20 protein-coding genes are annotated in these 25,500 nt (G+C 64.8%); 5 read left to right on the top strand and 15 right to left on the bottom strand.

Features of this window, described 5'->3' with window-relative positions:
- Positions 1–24: 24 nt before the first annotated feature.
- The 9 genes from ACNJX9_RS15390 to ACNJX9_RS15350 all read right to left on the bottom strand — a co-directional run bounded on the left by ACNJX9_RS15390 (position 25) and on the right by ACNJX9_RS15350 (position 14,153).
- The gene (locus ACNJX9_RS15390) at positions 25–1,527 is read right to left on the bottom strand and encodes a pyridoxal phosphate-dependent decarboxylase family protein (protein ID WP_439409455.1); all 1,503 of its coding nucleotides are present in this window, start codon (positions 1,525–1,527) and stop codon (positions 25–27) included.
- Positions 1,524–2,771: a hypothetical protein gene (locus ACNJX9_RS15385; protein ID WP_439409454.1), complete on the bottom strand. Its 1,248-nt coding sequence runs from the start codon at positions 2,769–2,771 to the stop codon at positions 1,524–1,526. Before ACNJX9_RS15385 ends, ACNJX9_RS15390 begins: the two co-directional genes overlap by 4 nt.
- A gap of 16 nt (positions 2,772–2,787) precedes the next feature.
- On the bottom strand, positions 2,788–4,392 hold the full coding sequence (locus ACNJX9_RS15380; RefSeq protein WP_439409453.1) for a hypothetical protein: 1,605 nt from the start codon (positions 4,390–4,392) through the stop codon (positions 2,788–2,790).
- A gap of 10 nt (positions 4,393–4,402) precedes the next feature.
- Positions 4,403–5,182 (bottom strand): hypothetical protein, encoded by a 780-nt coding sequence (locus tag ACNJX9_RS15375; RefSeq protein WP_057749133.1) that lies wholly within the window; start codon positions 5,180–5,182, stop codon positions 4,403–4,405.
- 70 nt (positions 5,183–5,252) lie between these two features.
- The gene (locus tag ACNJX9_RS15370) at positions 5,253–7,634 is read right to left on the bottom strand and encodes a flagellar hook associated protein (protein WP_439409452.1); all 2,382 of its coding nucleotides are present in this window, start codon (positions 7,632–7,634) and stop codon (positions 5,253–5,255) included.
- A gap of 18 nt (positions 7,635–7,652) precedes the next feature.
- Positions 7,653–9,533, bottom strand: a complete 1,881-nt coding sequence (gene flgK / locus ACNJX9_RS15365; protein WP_439409451.1) for a flagellar hook-associated protein FlgK — start codon at positions 9,531–9,533, stop codon at positions 7,653–7,655.
- 34 nt (positions 9,534–9,567) lie between these two features.
- Complete coding sequence (locus ACNJX9_RS15360; protein ID WP_271599925.1) at positions 9,568–11,820, bottom strand: flagellar hook-basal body complex protein; 2,253 nt, start codon at positions 11,818–11,820, stop codon at positions 9,568–9,570.
- A gap of 270 nt (positions 11,821–12,090) precedes the next feature.
- Positions 12,091–12,603: a peptide-methionine (R)-S-oxide reductase MsrB gene (gene msrB / locus ACNJX9_RS15355; protein ID WP_057749122.1), complete on the bottom strand. Its 513-nt coding sequence runs from the start codon at positions 12,601–12,603 to the stop codon at positions 12,091–12,093.
- Positions 12,604–12,689: 86 nt separating this feature from the next.
- Positions 12,690–14,153: an NAD(P)/FAD-dependent oxidoreductase gene (locus ACNJX9_RS15350; RefSeq protein WP_439409450.1), complete on the bottom strand. Its 1,464-nt coding sequence runs from the start codon at positions 14,151–14,153 to the stop codon at positions 12,690–12,692.
- Positions 14,154–14,307: 154 nt separating this feature from the next.
- On the opposite strand from ACNJX9_RS15350, the gene ACNJX9_RS15345 reads away from it, so the two are divergent.
- Positions 14,308–14,844 (top strand): SixA phosphatase family protein, encoded by a 537-nt coding sequence (locus ACNJX9_RS15345; protein WP_057749116.1) that lies wholly within the window; start codon positions 14,308–14,310, stop codon positions 14,842–14,844.
- Between the two features lie 50 nt (positions 14,845–14,894).
- Positions 14,895–15,320, top strand: a complete 426-nt coding sequence (locus ACNJX9_RS15340) for a universal stress protein (RefSeq protein ID WP_057749171.1) — start codon at positions 14,895–14,897, stop codon at positions 15,318–15,320.
- Between the two features lie 394 nt (positions 15,321–15,714).
- Here ACNJX9_RS15340 and ACNJX9_RS15335 read toward each other — a convergent pair whose 3' ends face one another.
- The gene (locus ACNJX9_RS15335; RefSeq protein ID WP_057749113.1) at positions 15,715–15,951 is read right to left on the bottom strand and encodes a DUF1127 domain-containing protein; all 237 of its coding nucleotides are present in this window, start codon (positions 15,949–15,951) and stop codon (positions 15,715–15,717) included.
- A gap of 186 nt (positions 15,952–16,137) precedes the next feature.
- Between ACNJX9_RS15335 and ACNJX9_RS15330 the strand changes: the two genes are divergently transcribed.
- Positions 16,138–17,481, top strand: coding sequence for a PLP-dependent aminotransferase family protein (locus ACNJX9_RS15330; RefSeq protein ID WP_439409449.1), 1,344 nt, complete (start codon positions 16,138–16,140; stop codon positions 17,479–17,481).
- Positions 17,482–17,491: 10 nt separating this feature from the next.
- Here the strand turns inward: ACNJX9_RS15330 and ACNJX9_RS15325 are convergent, their stop codons facing one another.
- Entirely contained in the window at positions 17,492–18,091 is a 600-nt protein-coding gene (locus ACNJX9_RS15325) for a YdcF family protein (protein WP_439409448.1), read from the bottom strand.
- 166 nt (positions 18,092–18,257) lie between these two features.
- A complete protein-coding gene (locus ACNJX9_RS15320) occupies positions 18,258–18,845 on the bottom strand; it encodes a hypothetical protein (protein WP_439409447.1) in 588 nt (195 codons plus the stop codon).
- A 59-nt stretch (positions 18,846–18,904) separates the two neighbouring features.
- Between ACNJX9_RS15320 and ACNJX9_RS15315 the strand changes: the two genes are divergently transcribed.
- A complete protein-coding gene (locus ACNJX9_RS15315) occupies positions 18,905–19,348 on the top strand; it encodes a hypothetical protein (RefSeq protein WP_271599916.1) in 444 nt (147 codons plus the stop codon).
- Here the strand turns inward: ACNJX9_RS15315 and ACNJX9_RS15310 are convergent.
- The 3 genes from ACNJX9_RS15310 to ACNJX9_RS15300 form a co-directional block, all read right to left on the bottom strand.
- Positions 19,345–21,744 (bottom strand): bifunctional diguanylate cyclase/phosphodiesterase, encoded by a 2,400-nt coding sequence (locus tag ACNJX9_RS15310; RefSeq protein ID WP_439409446.1) that lies wholly within the window; start codon positions 21,742–21,744, stop codon positions 19,345–19,347. The genes ACNJX9_RS15315 and ACNJX9_RS15310 overlap by 4 nt on opposite strands.
- Positions 21,745–21,849: 105 nt before the next feature.
- Positions 21,850–23,265 (bottom strand): MFS transporter, encoded by a 1,416-nt coding sequence (locus tag ACNJX9_RS15305; protein ID WP_439409445.1) that lies wholly within the window; start codon positions 23,263–23,265, stop codon positions 21,850–21,852.
- 140 nt (positions 23,266–23,405) lie between these two features.
- Positions 23,406–23,912 (bottom strand): YciE/YciF ferroxidase family protein, encoded by a 507-nt coding sequence (locus ACNJX9_RS15300; RefSeq protein ID WP_057749098.1) that lies wholly within the window; start codon positions 23,910–23,912, stop codon positions 23,406–23,408.
- Positions 23,913–24,337: 425 nt separating this feature from the next.
- Here ACNJX9_RS15300 and ACNJX9_RS15295 point away from each other — a divergent pair, with 425 nt between their 5' ends.
- Complete coding sequence (locus tag ACNJX9_RS15295) at positions 24,338–25,420, top strand: lysylphosphatidylglycerol synthase transmembrane domain-containing protein (RefSeq protein ID WP_057749096.1); 1,083 nt, start codon at positions 24,338–24,340, stop codon at positions 25,418–25,420.
- The last annotated feature ends 80 nt before the right edge of the window (positions 25,421–25,500 follow it).

Below are 25,500 nucleotides of genomic sequence, written 5' to 3'. Positions count from 1 at the left end.
CGGGGCCGTTGTCGTTTCAGCTGATCACGAACACCGCGCCGCGAGCGGCGGCGCCTCGACCTCGATCAATCCGCCGGTCCGCTGCATACCGAACCTGATCACGGCCGCCACCAGCGCATCGATATCGCTCTCGGCGGTACGATGATTGACGATCGCGGCGCGGATCGCGAACCTGCCGTCCAAAATCGTGCTCGATGGCGCAGCGATGCCGGATTCCTGGACATCGGCGACGATCTCGCGATTGACCGCATCTGCGGCGCGGTAGCGGAAGCAGACGATATTGAGATTGACGGGCGCCAGCAGCTCGAGCCGAGGCTCGGCGAGAACACACGTCTCCAGATATCTTGCGAGCGCACAGCTTCGCGCGATCACCTCGCCAAGTCGGTCAGTGCCGAACGTCTTCAGCGTGAACCACGTCTTCAGCGCACGGAAGCCGCGCGACAGATCGGGGCCGAGATCGCAAGGCCAGACAGTGCCGGCCGCAAGCCCCCTCGCCTCGCGGCTCAGATAGGCCGCCGGCTGCGCAAACGCCTGCCTGTGACGTTCGCCGTCGCGCACCAGCAGGAAGCCGGCGTCGTAAGGCACCTGTCCCCATTTGTGGAAGTCGAGTGCGATCGAATCCGCAAGCGCGATGCCATCAAGCAACGGCGCGAGTTCCGGCGACAGGATCGCGAGCGCACCGAAGGCGCCGTCGACGTGAAACCAGATGCCTTCCTCGCGACACAGCTCCGCGATCGCCCTGAGATCGTCGATCGCACCGATGTCGACAGTGCCGGCCGACGCCGTGACCAGGAACGGCTTGAAACCGACTTCGCGATCAACAGCAATCCGTGCGCGCAGAGCAGCGACATCGATCCGATGATCGGCATCGACTTCGATCTTGCGCAGCGCATCGGTGCCGAAGCCGGCAATGTCCATGGCGCGAGAGATGCAGCCATGCGCGGCCTTCGACGCGTAGGCCGTGAGCAGCGCACCGTCGCTGCCGATGCCGTGCTGCCGTGCCAGCGTGCCGAGCGCATTCGTGCGCGCCACCAGCACCGCCATCAGATTGGCCACCGACGTGCCGGTGACGAAGATGCCGCTCGCACCTTGCGGAAAGCCAAACAGGCCGCGCATCCACTCCACGATCTGGCGCTCGACCTCGATCGGCATGTGATCGCGCCCGCCGAGATTGGCGTTGAGGCCAGCTGCAAGCATCTCCGCGACCATGCCAACGGCGGTGCCGCCGCCGTGCACCCAGCCCATGAAGCCGGGATGAACGTTGCCCGTCGCGTAAGGGGCGACGTGCTCGGAGAACTCGCGATAGACGTCAGCGAGATCGGTTGCCTCGCGCGGCACGTCGGTTCGAATGGCCGCACGGACCTCGTTGGGGATCGGCTGCCAGACCGGCCGCGCGCGGACATTGGCAATGTCGTCGATCGCCTCGTCCAGCATACGATGGGCGAGGTCGCGAAACGCGCTCCAGTCCTGTGGATCGAGCGACCCGTTCGTGGCGCCGGCCTTCGGATGGCGGATGATCTCGTTCATGCTGCGCTTCCCACGCCCGCCGTTGCGGTCCCCTCGGCATGCCGCGACAGCATCGCTGTGAATGCGGCAAAGATCTTGCGCATCTGCGGCGGCTTGTATGGAAACACGGCAGGCGAATCCATGTTGTGCACGACGGCGGTGTTGTCGGCTTCGAACACCAACAGCTCGCCTTTCTGATTCTCGGCGCAATCGACGATGAAGTAATCGAGCCCGACGCGCCGGCTCATTTCGTCAAGCGCGGATCTGTGGCGCGCCGCGAAAGCGCGATCGAAGTCCTGCATGAAGATGGCCTCTTCAGCCCGCTTCTCTTCGCTGAACGCCATGTAGGCGTTGAGATACCAGATGTCCCAGCGATCGGCGATCGCCATGTGGCAGGCATAGGGCTTGCCGTCGACCACGGTGAGCCGGATTTTTCGATAGAGCCCGTCGGGGCTCACGTAGTTGACAAAACGCGCCACGAAGAAGTCCTGCTCCTGTCGCTCGGCGAGATAGGCCGCGAGCGCGGCGGCATCGTCGAGCTTGGCAAGTCCAACGCCGGCATGCGTACCGCGCGGCCGCGCAATCATCGGAAAGTGCAACTCGCCCGTGATCTCCGAGCAGGCAATCCGGCCTTCCGCCAGAGCGGTCAATTGTGCACGGGTCGCATGGGCGGTCACGGGAATGTCGAGACCGGGAATACCGGCGAGCAGCCGGAATAATTTGTCGCGATCGAGATTGCCGATCAGCTCGGGGCGATTGAGCAACGGCCGCGGCCAGTTCGGCGCAGCCTTTGCGATCAGCGCAAGCGCTTCGCGGCATTCCTCGGAATCGGATGCGACCACGATGGCAACGTCGTGCTCGGGCAGCGTTTCCGGCAGGCCTTTGTCCTTGGTCACATAAAGCGTCAGGAGCTCGATGTCGGAACCTTCGAGCAGGAATTCGATCGGCGTGTTGCCGCCCATGTCGATGTCCGCTGCCAGAGCCAGCACGCGCAGACCCGGCTTCGGTGCAGCGGTAGGAGTCCGAAACAGCTGGTGGAACGAGAGCACCTCGGACTGGATGACGAGCCCGGCTTCCTTTTCCCCCATCAGCTGGGCGATCAGGGACAGATCCAGGCCCTCGCCAGCCTGCGCCGTCCCTTCGGCAATTCGCGCCAGCAGATGCTCGCGCAGCGGGTGCAGGTCGACACCCTCGAAGGCCTGGCGCGTTAAATGCGCAAAGCCGATACGGTCGGCATAGTCGGGCGCGGCAAGCGGATGCAACATTTCACACCTATACGGGCTACGCCGGCACAGCGGCGGTACGGTCAAGCAGCAGCTCGATCTTCACCAGGACGTGGGCGATGCGATCGAGAATGTGCTGCACATTACGTTGCGCTTGCGCGCTGTCGGCCGACCAGGCCTCGGTGACGTCTCGCGCGCCGACACAGAGCCGCAACGCAGCCTGCGGCGCACCGTCCGGCTGCTGCAGCCGCACCGGCTGGCCGACGAGGCAGCGTTGCGCCGCGACCTGCCGGTCCGCGGCGCTGCCGCCGATGTCATCGTTCATGGCGCGCGCGAGCGCGCGATGGACGGTGCTGGTATCCGAGATCGACACCGGCCTATTGTGGCGCACCAGGGTGAACGGAAAGATCGATCGCTGCATAAATTCTTCATCATCGGCATCGGCAGTGCCGACGGGTTGCGGGACGGCACGCAGCGACGGCGACAGCGCGATCATGCTGTCGATGCCGGCTGCCAGCTCGGCCATCGCCTTGGTGCGGAAGGCGCCGGGCACAGCATAATAGGTGCCGATCTCGGCCAGGGCCGCTTCCCAGCGCAGCCATTGACCGAAATTCGGACGGCGTTCGAAGCGCGAGCGCAGCGCCGTCCACGCCATCGGCCAGTCACAGCGGCCGGCATAATCGAAGAAATCAGGCGCGATCCGGTCGATCCGGTCGAGCGCCCGCGACAATCCCTTCGGCAGCAGCAGCGCGCCGCTGAAGGCGGGGCCGCCCAAGAACTTGGAGCCTGTTATCAGCACCATGTAGCCGCGATCGAGATAGAGGCGCAGCCGGCGGCGGCCGAGTCGCGCCTGGCAGGCATCGACGACGATCTGAACCTCGCGCGGCCAGCGCCGCGCGATCTCGTTGAGACAGGCGAAACTTGGCGCGCGCCAGCCGAACTTTGACGAATCCATGATGTGCAACAGAACGCGCCTGCCTTGCGCGAGGCTGGCTTCGATTGCACGGATGACAGCATCATCCGCGTCAGGACGCATGGCGAAGCCGGAAGCGGCGTCAAGCAGCGGCACCGCGATCGTGTCGCCGGCAAGGCCCGAGATCGCCGCGTCCTTGCGCACCGCAACGCCACTCGCCGTCACCGTGCTGAAATGGTGCCCGCGCGCGGTATGAACAGTGCCGCTGCCGGTCTGGTCGGCACCCACCACGATCGTCACCGGCGGCGCGCCGAGCACCGCGTGGGCAAGGAACAGAGCGTGCAGCTGGGAATCCGTACCCGATGGCGAGAACACGACATCGACGCTCGGCGCGAGCAGGAAGTGCCCGCGCAGCTCCTCGCGCATGTCCTCGCAGCGCCGGTCGAAGGCGATCTCGACCTCGTCGAACAGCGATTTGTGGACCAGTTCCTCGCGCGCCAGCGCGGCGCGGTCATAGGCTCCTTGCGAGATCGTCGATGCGGTCGAAGAGGCGAAATTCCAGATTTCGGGCTCAGGCGAGGATCCGCAGCCATAGGCGTTGACGCACTGTTTCGAGTCAAGCGCCAGCCGCCCGTCACCGCCGGAGACGAGCAGCGTATCCAGCGGTGTGAACAGATCGCGCAGACGATAGCGCGAGCCGCGCTCGGATGCGCGCGCGATGTCTGACGGGCGGGATGCGCCGACGCTCATCCCGACAAGCTCACGCCGCGTCGGCCGCCGCAGGCACGGCAGCGAATTGCGAGGCGATGTCGCCGTGGAACACCGAGGGACCAACATGATCGAGCGAGCTCTGGATGTCGGCCCAGATCTCGCCACCGATATCGGTCCAGCGCTTGCAGAAGGCGAAGTCCTCGGAGAGGTAAGTGCCGCTCGCCGGATCGATCATGCATTCGAACAGCGCGAACCGGTTCCGGCTCGCGGCCAGCGTATCGTGCGAATGCTCGCGGAAGAACTGCAGATTGGCGTAGTCAGGATGGCGGCACATCGCCTCCAGCGCCTGGCGGCGGATCATGAGGAAGCCGGTGCCCGCATAGCGCACGCGGGTAAAACCGTTGACCACCACGATGCGATCGGGGTCCTCGATCTCGAGCACATAATCGAGCGAGGCCGCCGTCACGTCGGTCCGGCCGGCCTGGATCGCCCGCCTCGCCTTGTCCCAGTTGACCCGCTTGATCGGATAGCAGCCGGCAACAACGTCGGCGCCGCATTCGATCAGCCGGAACACCTGCTCGGCTTTGAAGCCGATGTCGGCGTCGATGAACAGAAAATGCGTGGCCTGAGGGTCGTCCAGGAACATCGCGACCAGATTGGCCCGTGCGCGCGTGATCAGCGCATCGCCGTCCCGCAACAGCACCTTGAGCCCGAGGTTGGACATGCCGTGCACGGCGCGCTGGAGCGCGAAGATGGAGCTCGCATAGATGCTCGAAACCTGCCCGCCGAAGCAGGGCGTCGCCACCACCAATTGCATCTTGTCCGACATTGACGGCTCCGCCCGCTCCAATCCTCTCCAAGAGGTAAACAGGCATGGTTAACGGCGCCTTAATGCGCCGTTACAGGAACTTGACCAGCGAGAGCTCCGCGAGCTTGGCGGTCGTCTGGTAGGACGCCTGTAGCGCGTTCTGGAGCGACAGGATCTCGCTCGCGACCTGGTCGGGCGAAGCCGATTCCGCCTGGTCGACGATGGTCTGGAGTTGCGCCTTGGCCTGGGTCTGGCGCGTGGTCGCATCCTTCATCGTGTTCTGGGCCATCGCGATGTCGGTCTGGATGTCCTCGATCTTCTGTTGCCCCGGCTGCGGCGTCAGAGCCTGCGTGGTGCGCAACGCCAACGCGGCCACCTGCCCGCCCGCATACTGCCCGGTCGGCGAGGTCGAGAACGTGCCGAACACGGCGATCGCCTGCAACTGCTTGCGGATCGCGGTCTCGTCGGCCTGCGCGCCATATTGCACCGTGACGGAATCGTCCACCCGCGCCACTGCGGTCGAGCGCGCCGATCCCGGCCCGTCATTGCCGGTGTACCATTTCACTGTGGTGGCCGAGCCGTTCACCAGCGTCGTCGCCGAGCCTGATGGCGAAGAGCCGACGCGCAGCGGGGCCTTTGCAGCCGTGACCGGGGAGGTCGTGAAGCCGAGCGCCGCGAACGCCGCGCTGTTTGAGCTCGTGATGTTGAGGCTGCCGGGATCGTCCGTGTTGATCGTGATCACGCCGCCATGGATGGTCGACGGCTTCGTGGTGCCGGTGAGCTGATCGATCTTGCTGAGGAGAGTTGCGACGTTGTCGGTAATGTTGATCTGGTTTGGCCCGCTGGCGCCCGAGGCGACAAAAGTCAGCGTCTGACCATTCACCGTGATGGTGTCGGCAGGCGGCCCCGCCTGGAACGCCGATTGGAGGACTTCCGGGCCGCCCGGGGTCGCCGTGCCGCTCAGCACGGTTGAACCGGTGATCGGAGGCGTCGACGGCGTGTTGACGCCTCGCATCACGCTGCTGAGACCGAGCGCCGTGGCCGCCGGGCCGGCGGTGACCGTCACGTCTGTGGCGGTGCCGGTCGCGATCTGGGTATTGCCGCTGGCGCTCAGGGTCACGTTGGCGGGGGGGATGCCGGCGGCCGTCGCGATCGCATTCAAGATGTCGGACACTTTCGCGGTGCTGCCCGACGCCAATCCGATCGTGGTATTGCCGCTGGCCGTCGTGACCGTGGTGACGTTGGGGTCGAAGGTGATCGTTTGGGCGCCGCTCGCGCCGGTGATGGTCAAAGTAGTACCGGTCGGAGCGTTGGCGAGCGCGCTGAGAACGGCCCCGTTGAGATGGGGTGTCGCCGAAGCATCGAGCGACGTCGTCGTTGTGGCAGCCGCCGATGCGCTGTCCTGCAACGCGACCGACCCCGTCCCGGTCGTCGAGGTATAGGGTGAGACCAGATTGCCGAGGGCCGCACCATTCGCGGTGGCGGATCCCGCCGTATTGAAGAAGTTGTCGCCGGCGGCGACGGCCGATGCGGCCACCAGCGAGGTGCCCGCCAGCTTCTTGATTGCGGTGTTCAGCGCGGTGTTGAGGTTCGCCGAGGTGATGGCCGGGTTGGATGGGACCGCTGGAATGATATTGGGATTGCCGGGATCGATCGCAAAGCTCCCGACCGGCGTCGGCGTCGCAGTGGACGCGGTCAGGTCGATCTGCTCGGTCGAACCATCGGGCAGCGTGAACTGCACGCTGAGCTTGTCGCCATTCTTTGGATTGACGCCATTGAGATTGACCGAGAACGATACCGGCGAGCCGCTCGGGCCGGTGACGGTCGCGCCCGTCAGCGTCGAGGACACCGCCGCGATCTTCAGCCCGAACGGCGACGTCGGCGAATCCTCCTGCACCTGGATCGCGCCGGATGGCAACGTCGACTGCACCAGCCGTCCCATGCCGTTGGCGCCGAGATCGGCGGCCTGGCGCTCTGCCATGACGGTCTTCAGGCCCGCTTGCATCGTGGTGCCATTGATGATGTCGCCGGCATTGGCGACGGATTGCGTGTTGTAGGCGGTCCCGGAGAACAGGTAGCGGTTGCCCGACTGCGTGTTGAGGACGCCGACCATCGAGCCGAACTGCGCGGCCGCCGTGTTCTGCGCCACCGTCTGGCCGTTGACGTTGAGATCCTGCGAGGTGCCGGCCGAGCCTGTCTGCACCGTGTTGCGGATCGTCGTCAGCGACTGCAGCGCGGTGTTGGCGAGATTGATGTTGACGTTGACGTTGGTGATCGTGTCGGTATAGGCGGCAATGTTCGAAAGCTGCGCGCGCGAGGCGATCGCAAAGCCTTCGTTGGTGCCCATGCCGGAATAGTTCTGCGACAGCTTGCCGGTCGAGAGCTGCGTCGACAGGTCGGTGAGCTGCTGGTTGATATTGCGGATCTGCGCGCCGAGGACTGACGAGCCGTAATTGATGCTGCTGATCGACATGTTTCAGAGCCCTACTGATTACCCTTGAGCCTGGATCAACGTGTTCATCATGCTCTGCACCACCGACATCACGTGGGCGTTGGCGGCATAGGCATTCTGGAGCTGGATCAGGTTCGACATCTCCGAGTCCAGATTGACGCTGGAGGTCGAGTTGAACTTGGCCTGCAGCGTCGAGACCACGACGCTCTGGCCCTGCTGCAGCTGGGTCGCCTGGGTCGAGGCGTTGGCCTGCACGCTCAGGAACTGCTGGAGGTAGTTCGAAACGCTGCCGGTGAACGGCTGGCTGGCCGAGCCGAGACCGGTCTGCGGCGAATAGGAGTACACCGCGCTGGTGAGCTGCGAGTACAGATAGTCCGAGCGCGTGGTGTCACCGGTGGGCGTCAGCGGCGAGGTGCTGTAGATCGACAGCCGGGTCGGGTCAGCGGTGAGCTGCGTGTTCACGGCGATGCGGCCGGCAAGGCCGGTCATCTGCAAGCCCGTCCCCGTGATTGCGCCGGTGTAGAGCGCCTGGCCACCGTCGGTGAACAGCGGCAGCTGCGGACCGCCCGAGGTCAGCGAGGAGACCGTCTTGCTGCTCGACGCCGCAGTGACCTTGGCGAGGCCGCTGTTGTCGTCAGTGACGCGCAGCGTCGTCGCGGTCGCCGGCGACGGCGCTGCGGAGAACGACAAATGCGAGCCCGACAGCGCGGTGTTGAGCGCGGAGGCGATCGCGCCCATGCCGCTGGAAAAATCGACGCCGATCTGCACCGGATTGGCATTGGTGGCGTTCTGGAGCGGCAGCGCCGTCGGATCGGTCACGTTCACCAGCGTCACCTGGCGCTGGGTGTTGGTGGAGTCGGTATAGGTGATGTTGACGGTGTTGCCCGGCAGCGCGCCGGCAAGATCAATGTCGAAGCCGGCGGGCGGGCCGGAGACGGGAGTGCCCGCCGTGGTCTTGTCCGACAACGCGCTCGACATCGTCGCGGCGAGCTGGTCGACCTGGTTCTGCGCCTGCACCAGCGTCTGGTCGCGCAGCTTCAAATCGGCCGCGATCTGGCCGGAGGAAACGACGTTGTTGCCGGCGACGTCGATGGAGGAGCCGTTCGGCAGCTTGATGGCGAGCGCGCCAACGCCTGATTTGGCGGGATCAATATTATAGAGCGATGTCGCACTCAGCGCGCCCACGGACGCGAACGAGAATTGCGAGGCGAGGCCCGCACCGACCAGCTGGATGCCTGTCGTGGTGTAGATATTGGCCTGGTTCGATCCGTCGGTGGTGACGCGGACGTCGACATATTTCGACAGGCTATTGATGGCCTGGTCGCGCTGGTCCATCAGGTTTGCCGCTGACGGATCGGTCGGCGCCAGGCCTTGCAGCTTGATGTTGATGTCGGCGATCTGGTTCAACGCCGCATTGGCGGCTTGCGAGGAGGTGCTGAGATCCTGCTCGACGTTCGAACGCAGCGACTGGATGCCCTTGGTGGTGACATTGAGCTGCGTCGCCAGCGCCTGCGCGGCGCCGAGCGCAACGCGCTGTGCCGACGAAGAGCCCGCATTGGTCGAGAGCGCCTGGAGCGAGGAGGTGAAATCGTTCAGCGCGTTTTCGAGCGTGCCGCTGTTGCCGGGCGTGCCATACACACTCTGAAGCTGCTTCAGAATGTTGGCCATCTGGTCGGCATAGCCGCTACCGCCGGTCTCGGTGCGCAGCTGGTTCTGCACATAGCTGTCGATGTCGCGGCTGACGCCTGTCGTCTTCGCCGTGGCGCCGAAGTCACCGGTGGAGACTTCGATCTGGTTCGGCGTCTGGGCGACGTAACCCGGCGTCTGCGAGTTTGCGACGTTCGACGAGACGATCGAGAGCGCGGCCTGGTTGGCACGCAGGCCGCTCATCGCACTGGCAAGGGCTGAACTCAAACCCATCTTACTTGCCGCCTTTGGTTACGTTGGGCGCCGATCAGCGCAACACGTTGAGGAGATCCTGGACCATCGAATTCGCCGTCGTGATCACCTTGGTGTTGGCCGAATAGGCCTGCTGGGTCACGATCAGCTTGGTGAACTCGTCCGCGATGTCGGTGTTGGATCCCTCCAGCGACGAGCCGCTGATGGTGCCCGAGGCGCCGTCGATCGCCGGACCCGACTGGTCCGTCGCCGCGTAGGCGCCGCCGTCGAGCGCCTTGAGGTAGTTGGTGCCGTTGAAGTGCGACAACGACACCTGGGCGAGGTCGAGGTTCTGGCCGTTGGAGAAGGTGCCGACCACAAGGCCGTTATTGTTGACGGCGACCGAGCGGAGCTGGCCGGCGGCGTAGCCGTTCTGCGTGATGGTGTTGATGGTCACCGCGCCACTGGTCGAGGCATATTGCGTCAGCCCGCCGGAGGAGATGTTGAAGGCGACCGAGCCGAGCGATTGACCACCGACGCTGACATTCGGGATTGTGATGCCGGAGCCGCTCGGCGACGTCAGCGAGCCGTCGGCGGCGAAGGTGAACGCCTGCCCGGTATTGACCCAGCCGACCGCCGTACCGGTGGCGTTCGGGTCGGTCTGGTAGAACAGGTTCCAGCTGTCGGAATGACCGGGCCCCAGCGAGGCGCTATCCGTTTTGGCCCAGCGCAATTGCAGGTTCACCGGCGTGCCGGCGGCGTTGTAGGCCGTCACCGCACCGCCGCTGATCGATTCCTTGGTGAATGTCGCGATATCGTTGCCGATCACGCCGCCGGTTCCTGCGGTGCCACCTCCGTTGCGATTCTTGGTGATGGTCGAGGTGAAGCCGAGCGCGGCGAAGGCGGCGCTGTTGGAGCTCGACACCGACAGGTTCGAAACGGTGCCGGTGTTCAGCGTGATCACGCCACCGGCGCTGACCGATGATCCCGACGCACCGGAGAGAGCGTCAATCTTTCCGAGCAGGGTCGTAATGTTGTCGGTGACGTTGATCTGGTTCGCGCCGGCCGCGCCCGACGCCATGAAGGTCAGCGTCTGACCGTCGACCGTGATCGTGTCGCCCGCAATAAACCCCGATGTGAGCACCTCGGCGCCGCCGGCGGTCGCGGTGCCGCTCAGCACCGTGGCACCGGTGATCGCTGGAGAGGACAACACGTTGCCGCCGCGCGTCACGCTGCTGAGGCCGAGCGCGGTCGCCGCCGTACCACTGCCGACCGCCACGTCGGTGGTCGTGCCTGTCGAGATCTGAATGTTGCCGCTCGCCGTCAGGGTCGCCGTGACACCGGCGCCGCCTGCGGTTTGAATCGCGGTCAGGATACTCTGAACCGTCGCCGTCGTGCCGGCGCCGAGACCGATCGTGGTGTTGCTGCCCGCCGTGGTGACGGTGGCGCCGCCGTTGAAGGTGATGGTGTTGCCGTTGATGGTCAGCGTCTGGCCGCTCAGCGCGGTGAGGATGCTGGAGGCGAGATGGGTGCCCACCGTGTTGTCGAGCGACGTGGAGGTCGATGCAACCGCGGCCGAATTGTTCTGGAGCGCAACCGTCCCCGTCCCCGTCGTCGACGAGTACGGCGATCGCAAATTGCCGGTTGCGGCTGCGCCGGATACCGTCGCGTTGGTATAGGGTGCGGGCGGCGTGCCGACCGGCAGCGGGTTCGCGGCGAAATCCGATGGGTTGATACCGCCGGCTGCCAGAAGAGTACCGGTCGCTGCGGTCGAGCTCGCCACCGTGTTCGGCACGCTCGGCAAGTTGGCGGCGTACTGGATTGAGGTGGTTGCCTGCGCCGGGATGAAGTTGTTCTGGAATTTCAGGACGCTCGCAACGTTGCCCTGCGGGTTGCCGGTCTTCGGATCGACCGTGACGCCCATCAGATAGTAGCCGGCGCCGTTGACGAGGTTGCCGTTGGCGTTGAGCTGGAAGTCGCCGCGCCGTGTGTAATAGGTCACGCCGCTGAACTGCGGCAGGTTGTCGACGATGCTGGTGGCTTTCTGGATGGAGAAGAAGCCGTCACCGGTGATCGCCATGTTGGTGGCGACGCTGGAGGACGAGATCGTGCCCTGGGTGGTGATGGTGGCCTTGGCGTTGGCCGTCACCCCGCCCGCGACCTGCTTGCTCGGGACCGAGGCGTCGGGAATGAGATCGACAAAGCTGGTGCCGATGCCCTTGTAACCGGTGGTGGACGAGTTCGCGATGTTGCCCGAGATGTTCTGAAGCGCGTAGGACTGCGCCTGCAGGCCACCCACCGAGGTGTTCATTGCATCGAAGATACCCATAACTTTGTCTCCAAATCCGGTCTCGGCGGCCGGTCGACCATGGCCGCAGTCGAAGGAGACAGTCGCAAGGCCTATGCCAATGAGGGTATCTTCACAAAATCAATGACTTAAATAGAGATGCCCCGGTCGATGGACCGGGGCATAATTGCCGGACCGGCAACAATTGCCGGGGCTAAAGTCGTTCCGGAGCGATGCGTCAGCATCGAATCCGGAACCTCGAGATTCCGGGTTCGGTCCTGCGGACCGCCCCGGAATGACGAGGAGAAAGCCCTATGTCGCCGACGGCGTCGCCGGGTGGAAAACCAGTCCGAAACCGTCGATGCAATAGCGCAGTCCGGTCGGCTTCGGACCGTCGTCGAAGACGTGGCCGAGATGGCCGCCGCAACGCCGGCAATGCACCTCGGTGCGCACCATGCCGAAGCTGCGGTCCTCGGTCTTGCCGACATTGCCCTCGATCGGCTGGTAGAAGCTCGGCCAACCCGTGCCGCTCTCGAACTTGGTCTCCGAGCTAAACAGCGGCAGGTCGCAGCCGGCGCAGGCGAAGACGCCCTTGCGGTGCTCATTCAGCAGCGGGCTGGAGCCCGGGCGCTCGGTGCCTTCCTTGCGCAGGATCTCATATTGCTGCGGCGTCAATTGCGCACGCCACTCGGCGTCGGTCTTCTCGATCTCGAACTTTTGCGCGGCCTTCTCTCCGGCCTGCGCCGGTGTTGTCCTCAGCCAGCGGAAGGCCGAAAGGCCAAACAGGCCGGCGACTGTCGTTAGCAGGATGCGGCGGTCAAACATCTCATTCTCCGTACGGGAGCGTCTACGCCCTGAGCTACGGGCTCTGACGGACAATGTTACACGTCCAGTCGGGATTTTTCGCGCCCTTATTGCGAGACGCCCTGCTCCCGCGCGGCCGGTTCCGCCCCCTCCGTAGCAGGCGGTTGCGGTGGCGCTGGAGCCAGTCGCGGCCGAACCCCGGGCGGCTGGCGGGGCGGACCGGTGCCGGCGGCCCGGTTGGCCTCGGCGAGGCGCGCCTCGCGCTGCCTATCCTTCACCCGCGCCCGCTCGCGGTAGCGGGCCAGCGTCCCCGCGGCCGCGGAACTCGCCCTGCCCCAGAGGCCGACCAGCTGCCCTGCGACCCGCCCCGTCGTGCCGCCAGCCCAGACCAGCTCGAACGGCGAAAACAGCTTCCAGCGCTCCTCCCCCCACAGAATGCTGCGCGCGATCAGTTGCCCGGCCATGGCCGACGTGTTCATGCCCTGGCGGCCGAACCCGCTCGCCACCCACAGACCTTTGCGCAGCTGCCCGATCTGCGGCATGCCGTGCACGGTCTGGCCGGTGGCGCCGCCGAATGTCTCCGATATCTCGACATTGCCGAGCTCGGGGAAGATCGACCGGATCCGACGCTTGACGCTGCCTGCAAAACGCTGCGGTCGGGCGGCCCAGGTGGTCTCCGGGCTCTCCCACATCAGGCGGTCGCCATCGACGATGCGGAAATGATCGACGCCGTCGTCATCCATCACCGATCCCTTGAAGCCGATGATGTCATGCACGCGCTCGCCGAGCGGCGCGGTGATGCCGGCATAGCGCGAGACCGGCAGCAGCGTATCCGACAGCCGCCGCAATGGCGCACCGAGATGAATGTTGCCGGCCAGCACGATGTGGGAGGCGCGCAGCCGCGCCGAAGGCGTGACGATGCGCTTGCGGATGCCGGAATGATCGATGCTGACGACCGGCGTATCCTCGAAGATGCGCGCACCGGCGCGCCGCGCCAGCGCGGCGAGACCATGCACATATTTGCGGCCGTCGACCTGGAACGCTTTGGGATAATAGACCCCGTGGAAGTAGCGATCGGTCTTGAGCGCCGCGCGCACGCGATCGACCTGCCAGCCTTCGACCTCGGTATCGAAATCCTCGTACAGCATCTGGAGCCGGCTGATCAGCCGGTCGCCGGCATCGACGTTGGAGACCTCGAGCACGCCCTCGGTGAGGCCGATATCAGGCATGTTCTCTTCGGTAGCGTTGGCCCGGACGAGCTCGGCGCCCTCCTTCGAGAGCGCCCACAGCTCACTGGCATCCTCGAAGCCGATGCGCTCGATCAGATCGGTGAGCGGCAGCGCGAAGCCCGGCATCACGGTGCCGAGCTGGTTGCCGGAGGCGTTCCAGCCGATGTGACGGCCCTCGAGCACCGCGACGCTGGCCCCCAGCCGTGCCGCCTCGAGGGCCACGGAAAGGCCGGCAAGCCCTGCCCCGATCACGCAAATATCGGCATCGAGATCGAACGACAGCCGGGCACGCTCGCGAAGGCCGGCTTCTTCCTGGGACGCGCTTGTGAAAGTCTCGCTCATGTCGTTTTCTTAGAGCATGATCCGGAAAAGTGCGCAGCGGTTTTCCGACAAGATCATGCTCCAAACAACAACTTGATACCGAGCAGGCGCTTGTCACCTTGTCCTCAACAGGCACCTGTAGATTATCCTGGACGTGGAACGATTCGAGAATGCCATGCGCCGTTTGATGCTGCTGCGTCACGCCAAGACCGAGACCGACGCGCCAAGCGGCCGCGACCAGGACCGCCGGCTCGACCATCGCGGCCAGCGCGACGCCGCCGAGATGGGCGACTGGATGGCCACCCATCCGCCGGTCCCCGAGACCGTGCTGGTGTCGCACGCCGTCCGCGCTAGGCAGACCTGGGACCTCGCCTGGGAAGCGATGAAAGACCGCGTCGCAGCGCCGCGGGTTGAGGTTCTGCCGGAACTCTATGGCGCCGATCCCGCGCAGATTCTCGAAACCATTCGCACTGCAACGATCCCGGCCAATCCCAAGCGGCTCCTGCTGGTCGGGCACAATCCCGGCATGCACGAGGCGGCGCTGATGCTCACGGGCAGCGGCGACAAGGCCAGTGCCAAGGCGCTCACCGACAATCTGCCCACGGCGGGGCTTGCGATCCTCGACTTTGACGTCAAGGATTGGGGCGACGTGGCCTACCGCCGCGGCAAACTGGTGCTGTTCGTCAGCCCCAAGCTGCTTCGACTGGGATGATCGCGCGACGTACCGGGACAACGTGCTGACCGGAAGATTTGGAGGCGCAGATGTTCAAGTCCATTCTCGTGCCCATCGACCTCGCCGACACCGATCTGGCAAAGCCTGCGATCGCGACCGCGACGACGCTGTCGCAGAACTGGAGCGGATCGGTCCGGCTGCTCAACGTGCTGCCGATGACGCCGGTGATGCTGGCCGAATATGTCCCTGCCGACTTCGACGAACAGCAGCGCCAGACCTCCGAAGAGGCGCTCGCCATCGTCGCCCGCGAATCCGGCATCGACCCCGCCCACATCTCCACCGTGGTGCGCCAGGGCGGCATCTATCACGAGATCCTGGAGGAAGCCGCGCAGATGAAGGCCGACCTGATCGTCATGACCTCGCACCGGCCGGCGATGCGCACCTATTTTCTCGGCTCCAATGCCGGGCATGTGGTGCGTTATGCCAAATGCTCCGTGCTGGTGGTGCGGCACTAAAACATTCCGACGTAGCCCGGATGGAGCGCAGCGCAATCCGGGACCCGTCCATCGATCGGCAAGAATCCGGATTACGCTACGCTCCATCCGGACTACTCAAGGTACTGAGCTCGGAGCCGGGTCTAAACCCTTACCAAGCCGTTATTGCGAGCGCCGCGAAGCAATCCAGACTTGTCTCAGCCGATGGGCTCTGGATTGCTTCGCTGCGCTCGCAATGACGGGGATGATGCAGGTGTGCCCAAAACACACACTCGTGCCCCGACGTGGCGCAGCACGGAGTGATGCGCTGCAGAGCCGGGGCCCATGTATCAGCGCACCGCGTCGCCGCCTGGGTCCCGGCTCTGCGCGGCAGCGCAAGAACGCTGCAGCGCGTCCGGGACGCAGGCGAGCAAGATCACAGAAACCGGGTCAGCTCGGCCTTGAACTGCCCGTACACGGCGTCCTCGATCTGGCTGCGGTTGATGCCGATGTCGCGCAGGGCGCGGTCGTCGAGCTCGTTCAGCGTCTTGACGGCGGAGCGGCGTTCCAGGCGGTCGAACAGCGCGTAGGCAGCATTGACGAGCGTGGCAAAAAATCCGCTCGAGGTGGATGGGCGTAAGCTCCGCCCGGCAGTTTGCGAGATCGTGGTCATGTTTCTTCTCCGGCCATTGGTCCTACGCGGCGAAGCGCATGCCGTTGGCGCAAACGCTGGAAGCGCCTGCACCTCATGTGCCGTCGGATTGCTCTCGCTCCCCTCGGCTCCATCGCGGACCTTGATGGAACTTAAATGCTCCAGTACATTTCTCGGAGCAACAAAAACATTGCTCTCGGTGCAATAATGTCCAAGTTCGAGTACGTGAAGCTTGCGGATGCCATTGCCGCAGATATCGCTAAGGGGACGTTAAGACCCGGCGACCGGCTGCCGCCGCAGCGCAATTTTGCCTATGATCGCGGCATTGCCGTTTCGACAGCCAGCCGCGTCTATACGGAGCTGCTGCGCCGTGGGCTCGTGGTCGGCGAGGTCGGTCGCGGCACCTTCATCTCCGGCGACATCAGGCGCGAGGTCGAGACCATCGCCGAGCCGGCCGACGCGCGGATCAATTTCGAGGTCAATTATCCGTTATTGCCGCAGCAATGGGCGATGATCGCCAAGAGCCTCGCCGGGCTCGAGCGCGTCGATACGCTGGAAGCCGTGCTGCGCTCATCGACCAGCACCGGCACCAAGAGCGCGCGCGTTGCGGCCGCCGCCTATCTCGCCCGCAAGGATTTTGCGCCACAGGCCGAGCAGATCCTCTTCACCGCCAACGGCAAGCAATCGCTCGCCGCCGCGCTGGCAGCGCTGGTGCCGACCGGCGGCCGCTGCGGCGTCGAAGCGCTGAGCTACCCTTACGTCAAGAGCATCGCCGCGCGGCTCGGCATCACGCTGGTGCCGATTCCGATGGACGAATTCGGCGCGCGGCCCGATGCGATCCAGAAGGCGCATCGCGAAGCGCATCTGTCGGCGCTGTATCTGCAGCCGATCATCCAGAATCCGCTCGGCGTCACCATGAACGCGACGCGGCGCGCCGACATCATGCGCATCGCCGAGAAGCTCGATCTCACCATCATCGAGGACACCGTCTACGGCTTTCTTGCCGACGATACCCCGCTTGCAGCGCTCGGGCCGGACCGCTGCATCGTGCTCGACAGCCTCTCGAAGAAGGTTGCACCGGGCCTGGCGCTCGGCATCCTGGTTGCGCCGCCGCACTTGCGCGAAAGCATGATGAGCGCGGTGCGCACCGGCGGCTGGATCGCCTCCGGCCACGCACTCGCCGCCGGACAACGGTTGATGGCCGACGGCACCGTCGCCGAGCTGACGCGGCTGAAGCGCATCGACGCGGCGCGGCGCCAGCAGACCGCGGCACGACTGCTCGCCGGCTACCAGCTTTCGGCCGATCCGCGCTCCTATCATCTGTGGCTGACGCTGCCGCCGCATTGGCGCTCGCAGACCTTCGTCGCCGCGGCGGCCCGGCGCGGCATTGCATTGACGCCGTCCTCGACCTTCGCGGTCGCGCACGGCCATGCACCGAATGCGGTGCGACTCGCGCTTGCCCCGCCCTCGTTCGAGCAGCTCGATTCCGGCCTGCGTACGATCGTGTCGCTGCTCGGCACCAAGGAAGAGGATTTCGACTCGACCGAGTAATCCCGCCCCGTCAGGGCTCCGGCCATTGCGCGATAAAGCCCTGCGCCTTGTACGGCTCGATCTTGTCCCATTCGTGCAGGACACGGCGGCGAAATTCGGCATCGACATGCCAGAGCGTGCGCGGCGTGGCAAAGCTGTCGACCGTGAGCAGCAGCTTGGTCACCTCGGGCCAATGCCGGTGCAATGTCATCGGATAGCGCCGCGCCGTCCAGGTGTTGCCGAGACAGATCACGCTGCGGATGTTGCGCAGGCCCAGCGCCGCATCGATGATCGGCAGCGAGAAGATCACGTTCTCGCCGGTGTTCATCGCGCGGTGCTCCTCCAGGATCCGGTCCGCCGGAATGCCCGCTGCGACCATCGCCGCCTTGATGATGGCGCACTCGGATTGCTCCGAGCCCGGGGTGACCCCGCCGCTGACAATCGACCAGCGGTAAAAGCCTTCGCGCCACAGCCGCGCGGCGGTTTCGACGCGCAGCGCAACATCCTCGCGGGTGCCGAACAGAAACAAGAGATCGGCCGGCACAAGCGGCGTGTCGATCAGATGGATGCGATTGATCTCGGCGATCTCGTCCGCCGTCGGCAGGCGCGTGCTGCGATTCATTGACGTCATCGCGGCACGATGCGGGAAGCGCGCGCGACAGCGAAGTCAATTTTGATTGCGGCGCATTGCAGACGTCAGAGCATGATCCGGAAAAGTGTGAAGCGGTTTTCCGGAAAGATCATGCTCAAACAAAGAGCTAAAGCGCGACGACGATTCAACCCAATCTCGTCGCGCTTTAGGGCAGCAAGGAGCGAGGCAGTTGATCAAAACTGTAGCTGCGCGGCCGGTTGCGCCGGACGAAGCCGCCGACCTGCCAGACGAACAGCGCCGCAAAGCCGAGGATGAACAGCACGCCGGCAAACTCGCCGATCAGCAGTGCGCGGATCAACAGCCCGGCCATGGCCAGGGCCAGCAGCGCCAGGAAGGCCAGCACGGCGGCATAGGTCTTGCAGCCGAGGCCGGCGGTCAGCTCGACCCGGCTGCCGGCCTTCGCCATCCGCGCGTGCAGCGCGACGATGAAGTCGCGAAAGCCATTGTCCTGCGGCGCCATCAGCGCCGCGGTCTGCCAGCTCGTCGACAGGATCGCGATGCGACCGCCCTTGGCATGGCTGAGATCGGCGCGAAAGCGGTGCTGCTGCATCGAGACCGGGCGGAACGACAGCCTGATGGCACTGATCTCGTCATAGCGCCAGAGGCCGGAGCGGCCGGCGATGTGCCAGGACAATCCTTCGTCCGTCAGCTCGAAGCGATGCGCCGAACCGATCAGCGACGCCTTGTAGGCGTAGCTCGTGACCGATCCGCCCTGCCCGTCCGACATCTGCATCACCCGATCCGCCTGCGATCCGCTTGCACGATCGCCCTTCCCCATCCTACAAGCGAGGCATGGCTGAGACGATCTATTTTCCGCGCCGCCTGATTCTCGGGGCTGCTGCGATCGCGGGCGTACTGCTTGCGCTCGCGGTCCACATGCTGGGTGCGCGCTACGGGCTCGACCTCGGCGGCCTCTGGCGCTCCGACCCGCACGAGTTCATGCCGACGGGTGCTGCGATCGCCTGGTGGCTGATCGCGACGGTCGGATTTTCCGGCGGCTATTTCACGGCGACGTTGATGCAGAGCGCCGTCTCCGGTCAGATCCCGCAGCGGATGCGCCAGTTCCTGATCGTGGTCGGCGTGCTGCTGCTCGCCGGCGCCGGGCAAGCGGCCTCGGCGCCGAGCCCGCTTCCGACCGTCTCCGGCGTGCTCGCGGGCCTCGCGGCGCTGTGTCTCGGTGCCGTGATGGCCTTCTGCGGCGCGCATTTCGCGCTGCGCGGCGGCAAGCCCAACTAAGCCGAAGCGCGCAGCCGCGGCCGATCCAGCATCATCCCGACTTCGCAGGCGGGCCGCGGCTGGCTGAACAGATAGCCCTGCGCCTGGGTGCAGCCCTCGCGCCGGAGCAGCTCGAGCTGCGCGTCGTTTTCGACCCCCTCCGCCGTGGTGACGATGCCGAGGCTGCGGCCAAGGCCGGTGACGGCGCGGATGATCGCGACGGAATCCTCGCGCGTGGCAAGCTCGGACACGAAGGAGCGGTCGATTTTGATCTTGTCGAAGGGAAAGCTGCGCAAATAGCTCAGCGAGGAATAGCCCGTGCCGAAATCGTCGAGCGAGATCCGCACGCCCATGGCGCGCAAATCGTGCAGCGTGGTCAGCGTCGCCTCGCTGTTCTGGAGCAGTACGGATTCGGTGATCTCGAGCTCGAGGCGACGCGCTGCGAGCCCCGAATTCCTCAGCGCCTCCGTCACCGATGCAATCAGGTTCGGACTCTTGAACTGGACCGGCGACAAATTGACGGCGACGCCGATATCATCCGGCCAGGTCGCGGCATCCGCACAGGCACGGTGCAGCACGAGCTCGCCGAGCTGGACGATGAGGCCGGTCTCCTCCGCGAGCGGAATGAAGTTGATGGGCGAGATCAGGCCGCGCTCCGGATGATTCCAGCGCAACAGCGCTTCGAAGGCGACAACGCGATCGCTGACGACGTCGCGGATCGGCTGATAATACGGCTGGAACTCATCGCGCTGCAGCGCCGCGCGCATATCCATGTCCAGCAGGCGCCGGGCCTGCGCGCGCGCATCCATGCCGGTTTCGAAGAAGCGATAGGTGCCGCGGCCGTCGGCCTTGGCGCGATACAGCGCCAGGTCGGCGTTTTTCAGCAGCTCATCCGGATTGCTGCCGTCCTGCGGCGACAATGAGATGCCGATCGAGACGCCGATCACGATCTGATGGTCCGCGATCTCGTAGGGCGCGGAGATCACCTCGACGATGCGTCTTGCGAGCGCCCGCGCTGCAGCCTCCTCCAATCGGCCGATCTGGACCACGGCGAACTCGTCGCCACCGAGACGGGCCACGGTGTCGTGCTCGCCGACCGTCGCCTTCAGCCTTTGGCCGACTTGCTTCAGCAGCGCATCGCCAATGGGATGGCCGAGCGCATCGTTGATATCCTTGAAGTGATCGAGGTCGAGACAGAACACCGCGAGCTGGTCGTTCGCGGCCGCCCGGCGCAGTCCCTGCTCGAGCTGCTCGTGGAACAGCACGCGGTTCGCCAGATTGGTCAGCGCGTCATGGCGCGCCATGTGCGAGATCTTGGCCTGCGCGTCCAGCCATTCGGTGATGTCCTCGAAGGTTGCGACCCAACCGCCGCCCCGCATCGGCTGGTTGACGACGCGGATCGAGCGCTCGAACCGGCGAACGACATCCGTCGTTGTCCATCCCTCCCGGGCATCCTCGACGAGGCGCGCGAAGAATTGTTCGGCATCACCGTTCCACTGGCCCTTGGCCGCCTCCTCGCGGAGAATATCGAGCAGGAGGCGGCCGGTCAGCTGCATGTCGGAGCGGCGGAGCATCGCCGCGTAACGTTCGTTGAACAGGATGATCTTGCCGTCGGCATCGAACATGCACAGGCCCTGCGACATGTTCTCGAGAGCCGTGTCGAGCACGATCTGCTGGCGCCCGATCTCGCCCTTGGCGCGACGGTCGAGCACGGCGGCCGTGAGCGCGATAGCGATGATGGCAACGGCCGCGCTGGCGGTCATGATGGACAACGATGCCGGCGGGATCGCAAGGCCGCTGATTGTAAGCGTCGGATCGGGCGTCAACTGCAGTGCGCCCATCGCGGTGAAATGGTGTGAGACGATGGCAGCGGTGAGCAGGATCGTGGCGCCCAACGCGTTGGACAGGCTGTCGCTCCGCCCGGCGACGAACAGGGCGGACGATCCAAGGACAATGCCCAGCAGAATCGATACCGCGACGGTGCCGGCGGTCCAACCGACATGGGCAGGAATCTCGAACGCCATCATGCCGGTGTAATGCATGGCTGCCACGCCGCCACCCACGACAGCGCCACCAAGCGCGACCAGAGCGCCGCGCCTCGTCGAAACCGAAATACTGAGACCGATGAAGGTGACCGCAATCGCAAAGATCAGCGAAAGGATCGTCACGGGGATGTTGTAGGCGCCACCGGCGCCGGGCCCGTAGGCCTGCATCGCGATGAAATGGGTTGCCCAGATGCCGCAACCCGTCACGACAGCATCGAGCGTGATCCACACGAGGCGAGCACCGCCATTCGCCGCTCGCGCCCGATGAAAAAGACTGATTGCCGCCGCGCTTGCCAGCAGGCACACGGCGCCGCCGAGTGCGACCAGACGCCAATCATGCTGGTCCGTGAGACAAAACAGAACTTGATACATCGCCGGCCCCTGTTCCATCAGGCACTACAGCCGGCAGAGATGGACAGTCGGTAACCGGCGCGGCGCCGGTTGCCGGATTGGTGAATAGAGAATGTGTGTGGCCCCTCACATTTCCCGCTCCTGCGCGATGACGCCAAGGCCGATCACGTAGGCGGCCAGCAGCAGCACCGCAGCCGATATGATTAGCGATTGGTGAAGGCCGGTCATGAACGCGCGATCGGATGCCACCAGCGAGCCGAACAGCGCAACGCCAAGGACGCTGCCGGTTTGCCGTGTCGCGTTGAGGACGCCCGCAGCGACACCCGAGCGCGCCTTCTCGACGCTGCCGAGCGAGCTCGAGGTCAGCGGCGGCACCAGGAGGCCAAGCCCGCCGCTGATCGCGATCATCTGCACAAAGATCGCAGGGTAGCTCGTTCCGGCCTCGATCCAAACCAGGCCAAGACAGCCGAGCGCAGAGATGCAGGCACCTGCCACGATGGTCGGGCACGGGCCGATACGTTCGGCCAGGCGCGGCGCCAGCAGATTGACCGGGAGCACCGCTCCCATCATCGGCACGAAGGCGAGCCCGGTCCACCAGGCCGATAGACCGTTGATGCGCTGGAAGTAGAGGCTCAGCACGAAGATCAGACCATAGATCGCGACGTTGACGAGCAGGCCAACGATCGTGGTCAGGCTAAACAGCCGATGACTGAACAGAGACAGTGGCAGCATTGGCTGCTCGGTGCTGGCCTCGCGCCAGACAAATAGCGCTGCGAGGACGGCGGAAGTGACGAAGGCGGCGATCACCGCCGGATGGCCCCATCCAAGCGCGCCAGCTTCGATGATTGCACCGGCGAGCGCGCCCAAGGCTCCGATCGCAGCAAGCTGACCGGGTAGATCGATCTCGCGTGAGCGCGCGCGCGTGGTCTCGGTGGCATAGCGCCAGCTCAGCCACAGGCCTGCAAGGCCGATCGGCAGATTGACGAGGAAGATCGCGCGCCACCCGACCAGCGTGATCAGCGCGCCAGCGACGAAGGGACCGGCCGTCAGCGCCAGGCTCGCACCTGCCGCCCAGACCGCAACGGCCCGACCGCGCGCAAGATCGTCCGTGTAAGCGTGATTGAGCAGCGCCAGCGAATTCGGCACCAGGATCGCCGCCGCCAGTCCCTGCACCAGTCGCGCGCCGATCAGCACGATGGCGTTGGGCGACAGCGCACAGGCCAGCGAAGCGGCCGTGAAGATCGCGAACCCCGCCATGAAGATGCGCTTGGCGCCGATGCGATCGCCGAGTGCGCCTGATGTCAGGATGAAGGCGGCAAAAGCGATGGTGTAGGCGCTGACCACCCATTGCAGCTCCGCGACGCCGCCGCCGAGCGTCTTGCCCATGGCGTCGAGCGCCGTGTTGACGATGGTGACGTCGAGCTGCACGACGCCATAGCCGAGGCTCATCGCAGCCAGCGTCAGCGAGGTTGCAAGGCGCGATGCGGTGCGCGGGGCACCACCCGCGTCGAAGGTTTCATGTTTGACGGTGTTGGCTCGCATGCTGCCATCTCGGTTGCAGCCCCATGCGAACTCTACGCCGCGCTCCCGTTGTCATGTTTCGACAACGACCGAATGATGTACACCCGAAACGCAAGCGCCGCGCGGGAGAACCGCGCGGCGCTCTTGAGGGCTACTCCGGCTTAGCTCGCCGCTCGCAAGTTCACCTTGCTCTCGGCCAGCGTGGTCAACTTTTTGTCGGTTGCCTTCTCTTCCTCGAGCGTCTTGGCAAGCACGGCGGCGCAGTCACTGCGGCCGAGCTGCTTGGCCCAGGCGATCAAACTGCCATAGCGGACGATCTCGTAATGCTCGGCGGCTTGTGCCGCGTTGATCAGGGCCGCATCGAGCACTGCCTTGTCGGCGACCTCGCCCGCGGTTTCCTCCGCCTCTTCGATGATGCCGTCGATGGCCGGGCAATCGACCGCCTTCACCGAAACGCCGTGCATCTTGAACACTTCCTCGAGCCGTGTGACGTGCTGCCTGGTTTCTTCAAGGTGCGTCAAAAAGCCCTGCTTCAGCTGCGGATCTGTGGCCTTATCTGCCATTTTCGGCAGCGCTTTGGTGAGTTGCTGCTCGGCGTAATAGATGTCCTGCAGCTGATGCACGAACAGGTCGTTCATGGTCTTGATGTCTTTGGTGAACAGTCCCATCGTTCCAATCCTCGAGAAGTCTTGGGGAACACGACAGCGTCGGCTTGAACAAAAGCCGCGATTTCGCCGTGTTCGATTGCTGATGGAGCCCTAACCGGTGCGCAGCGCCGTCGTTCCAAAAAAGTCTGCGTCGTTTGCGCCGGAACAATGCTTGCGAGCGCAGGATTTGAGACCATTTGCAAACACGGGCGCAGTCGAGGCGTGGCCCTCGACTCATATGCCTAACGCGCCGGCCATGTGAACCACGTATGACAAAACGGCGGGTCCGGCCCAGAACCTGTTGTTGTCAAGGGCTGCACAAGTCGGTGTTTTTGCCTTAAATGGGCTACATCATGCCTAGTGATCCACGCCCGCCTCGGGCAAGTGATCGCAACCGACCGGCCAATCTCTGGCCCGGCCGGCCTTGCCCCCCGCCGGGAGGATGAATGCACGGACTGCTGCCCGCGCTGAAACGCGGCTTCAAGAGATGGATCGGCTGGCGACGGCTGGGGGTTGCCGCGAGCGTGATGATCATCGCCTTCGCGGTTACGACGCTCGTGCGGACCCTCAAGGGCATCGATACCGGCGTCATCCTGACCGCATTGGCCGATATTCCCCGCGGACATATCGGGCTCGCCGCGATCTGCGTTTTCTTCGCGTTCTGTACGCTGACCTTCTACGACTTTTTTGCACTGCGAACGATTGGCAAGAAACACGTGCCGTATCGCATCGCAGCGCTGTCGAGCTTTACGTCCTATTCGATCGGCCACAACATCGGTGCCACGGTATTTACCGGCGGTGCGATCCGCTTCCGAATTTATTCGGATTACGGGCTGAACGCGATCGACGTCGCCAAGATCTGCTTCCTCTCCGGCCTGACCTTCTGGCTCGGTAACATTTTTGTGCTGTCGATCGGCATGGCCATCCATCCGGATGCGGCGTCCTACATGGACCAGCTGCCATCGTCGATCAACCGGCTGATCGCGTGCGGCGGCCTCGCCTCGATCGCCGCCTATCTGATCTGGCTCAGCGTGGGCGAGAAACGCCGCGAACTCGGCCAGAAGGGCTGGAAGGTGGTGCTGCCGTCGGCGCCGCTGACGCTGGTCCAGATCCTGATCGGCGTGGTCGATCTCGGCTTCTGTGCCTTCGCGATGTACCTGCTGATTCCGGCTGATCCGCCGATCGACTTCCTGTCGCTTGCGGTGGTGTTTATCCTGGCGACGCTGCTGGGCTTCGCCAGCCACGCACCCGGCTCGATCGGCGTGTTCGACGCCGCCATGCTGGTGGCGCTGCCCGAATTCGGCCGCGAGCAACTGCTCGCGACCCTGCTGGTCTTCCGTATCCTCTATTTCGTGATTCCGTTCGGTCTCGCCATTTCCATTATGGGCACAAGGGAGCTCTGGATGAACGTGGTGCGGCCCTGGCAGGAACGGCGACGACTGGCGGAAGCTTGCGCGCAGGCCAACCTGCCCAAGGAGGTGACGCCGATGGAGCGCGAACGGTTGGTGCGCCAGGCCAGCAAACGGTAAAGTCGGCCAGCGGCCGCGCCGGAAGCCCGCAAAGGCCACAGCGAGAGGATTGCAGGCCAGGGACTATGCTCTCTTATTTC

Source organism: Bradyrhizobium sp. BLXBL-03, assembly GCF_051853015.1.
In the GTDB taxonomy this organism is placed as follows: Bacteria; Pseudomonadota; Alphaproteobacteria; order Rhizobiales; family Xanthobacteraceae; genus Bradyrhizobium; species Bradyrhizobium manausense.
The sequence above is the reverse complement of the archived record's forward strand: the minus strand, read 5'-3'. Positions and strand labels throughout refer to the sequence as shown.

What these genes read in the sequence shown, in the direction of transcription:
- ACNJX9_RS15390 (WP_439409455.1), bottom strand. Translation starts at nt 1,527, where the DNA reads ATGAACGAGATCATCCGCCATCCGAAGGCCGGCGCCACGAACGGGTCG.
- ACNJX9_RS15375 (WP_057749133.1), bottom strand. Translation starts at nt 5,182, where the DNA reads ATGTCGGACAAGATGCAATTGGTGGTGGCGACGCCCTGCTTCGGCGGG.
- ACNJX9_RS15385 (WP_439409454.1), bottom strand. Translation starts at nt 2,771, where the DNA reads ATGTTGCATCCGCTTGCCGCGCCCGACTATGCCGACCGTATCGGCTTT.
- ACNJX9_RS15380 (WP_439409453.1), bottom strand. Translation starts at nt 4,392, where the DNA reads ATGAGCGTCGGCGCATCCCGCCCGTCAGACATCGCGCGCGCATCCGAG.
- ACNJX9_RS15340 (WP_057749171.1), top strand. Translation starts at nt 14,895, where the DNA reads ATGTTCAAGTCCATTCTCGTGCCCATCGACCTCGCCGACACCGATCTG.
- ACNJX9_RS15305 (WP_439409445.1), bottom strand. Translation starts at nt 23,265, where the DNA reads ATGCGAGCCAACACCGTCAAACATGAAACCTTCGACGCGGGTGGTGCC.
- ACNJX9_RS15310 (WP_439409446.1), bottom strand. Translation starts at nt 21,744, where the DNA reads ATGTATCAAGTTCTGTTTTGTCTCACGGACCAGCATGATTGGCGTCTG.
- ACNJX9_RS15330 (WP_439409449.1), top strand. Translation starts at nt 16,138, where the DNA reads ATGTCCAAGTTCGAGTACGTGAAGCTTGCGGATGCCATTGCCGCAGAT.
- msrB (WP_057749122.1), bottom strand. Translation starts at nt 12,603, where the DNA reads ATGTTTGACCGCCGCATCCTGCTAACGACAGTCGCCGGCCTGTTTGGC.
- ACNJX9_RS15360 (WP_271599925.1), bottom strand. Translation starts at nt 11,820, where the DNA reads ATGGGTATCTTCGATGCAATGAACACCTCGGTGGGTGGCCTGCAGGCG.
- ACNJX9_RS15350 (WP_439409450.1), bottom strand. Translation starts at nt 14,153, where the DNA reads ATGAGCGAGACTTTCACAAGCGCGTCCCAGGAAGAAGCCGGCCTTCGC.
- ACNJX9_RS15345 (WP_057749116.1), top strand. Translation starts at nt 14,308, where the DNA reads ATGCGCCGTTTGATGCTGCTGCGTCACGCCAAGACCGAGACCGACGCG.
- ACNJX9_RS15300 (WP_057749098.1), bottom strand. Translation starts at nt 23,912, where the DNA reads ATGGGACTGTTCACCAAAGACATCAAGACCATGAACGACCTGTTCGTG.
- flgK (WP_439409451.1), bottom strand. Translation starts at nt 9,533, where the DNA reads ATGGGTTTGAGTTCAGCCCTTGCCAGTGCGATGAGCGGCCTGCGTGCC.
- ACNJX9_RS15315 (WP_271599916.1), top strand. Translation starts at nt 18,905, where the DNA reads ATGGCTGAGACGATCTATTTTCCGCGCCGCCTGATTCTCGGGGCTGCT.
- ACNJX9_RS15335 (WP_057749113.1), bottom strand. Translation starts at nt 15,951, where the DNA reads ATGACCACGATCTCGCAAACTGCCGGGCGGAGCTTACGCCCATCCACC.
- ACNJX9_RS15295 (WP_057749096.1), top strand. Translation starts at nt 24,338, where the DNA reads ATGCACGGACTGCTGCCCGCGCTGAAACGCGGCTTCAAGAGATGGATC.
- ACNJX9_RS15370 (WP_439409452.1), bottom strand. Translation starts at nt 7,634, where the DNA reads ATGTCGATCAGCAGCATCAATTACGGCTCGTCAGTCCTCGGCGCGCAG.
- ACNJX9_RS15325 (WP_439409448.1), bottom strand. Translation starts at nt 18,091, where the DNA reads ATGACGTCAATGAATCGCAGCACGCGCCTGCCGACGGCGGACGAGATC.
- ACNJX9_RS15320 (WP_439409447.1), bottom strand. Translation starts at nt 18,845, where the DNA reads ATGCAGATGTCGGACGGGCAGGGCGGATCGGTCACGAGCTACGCCTAC.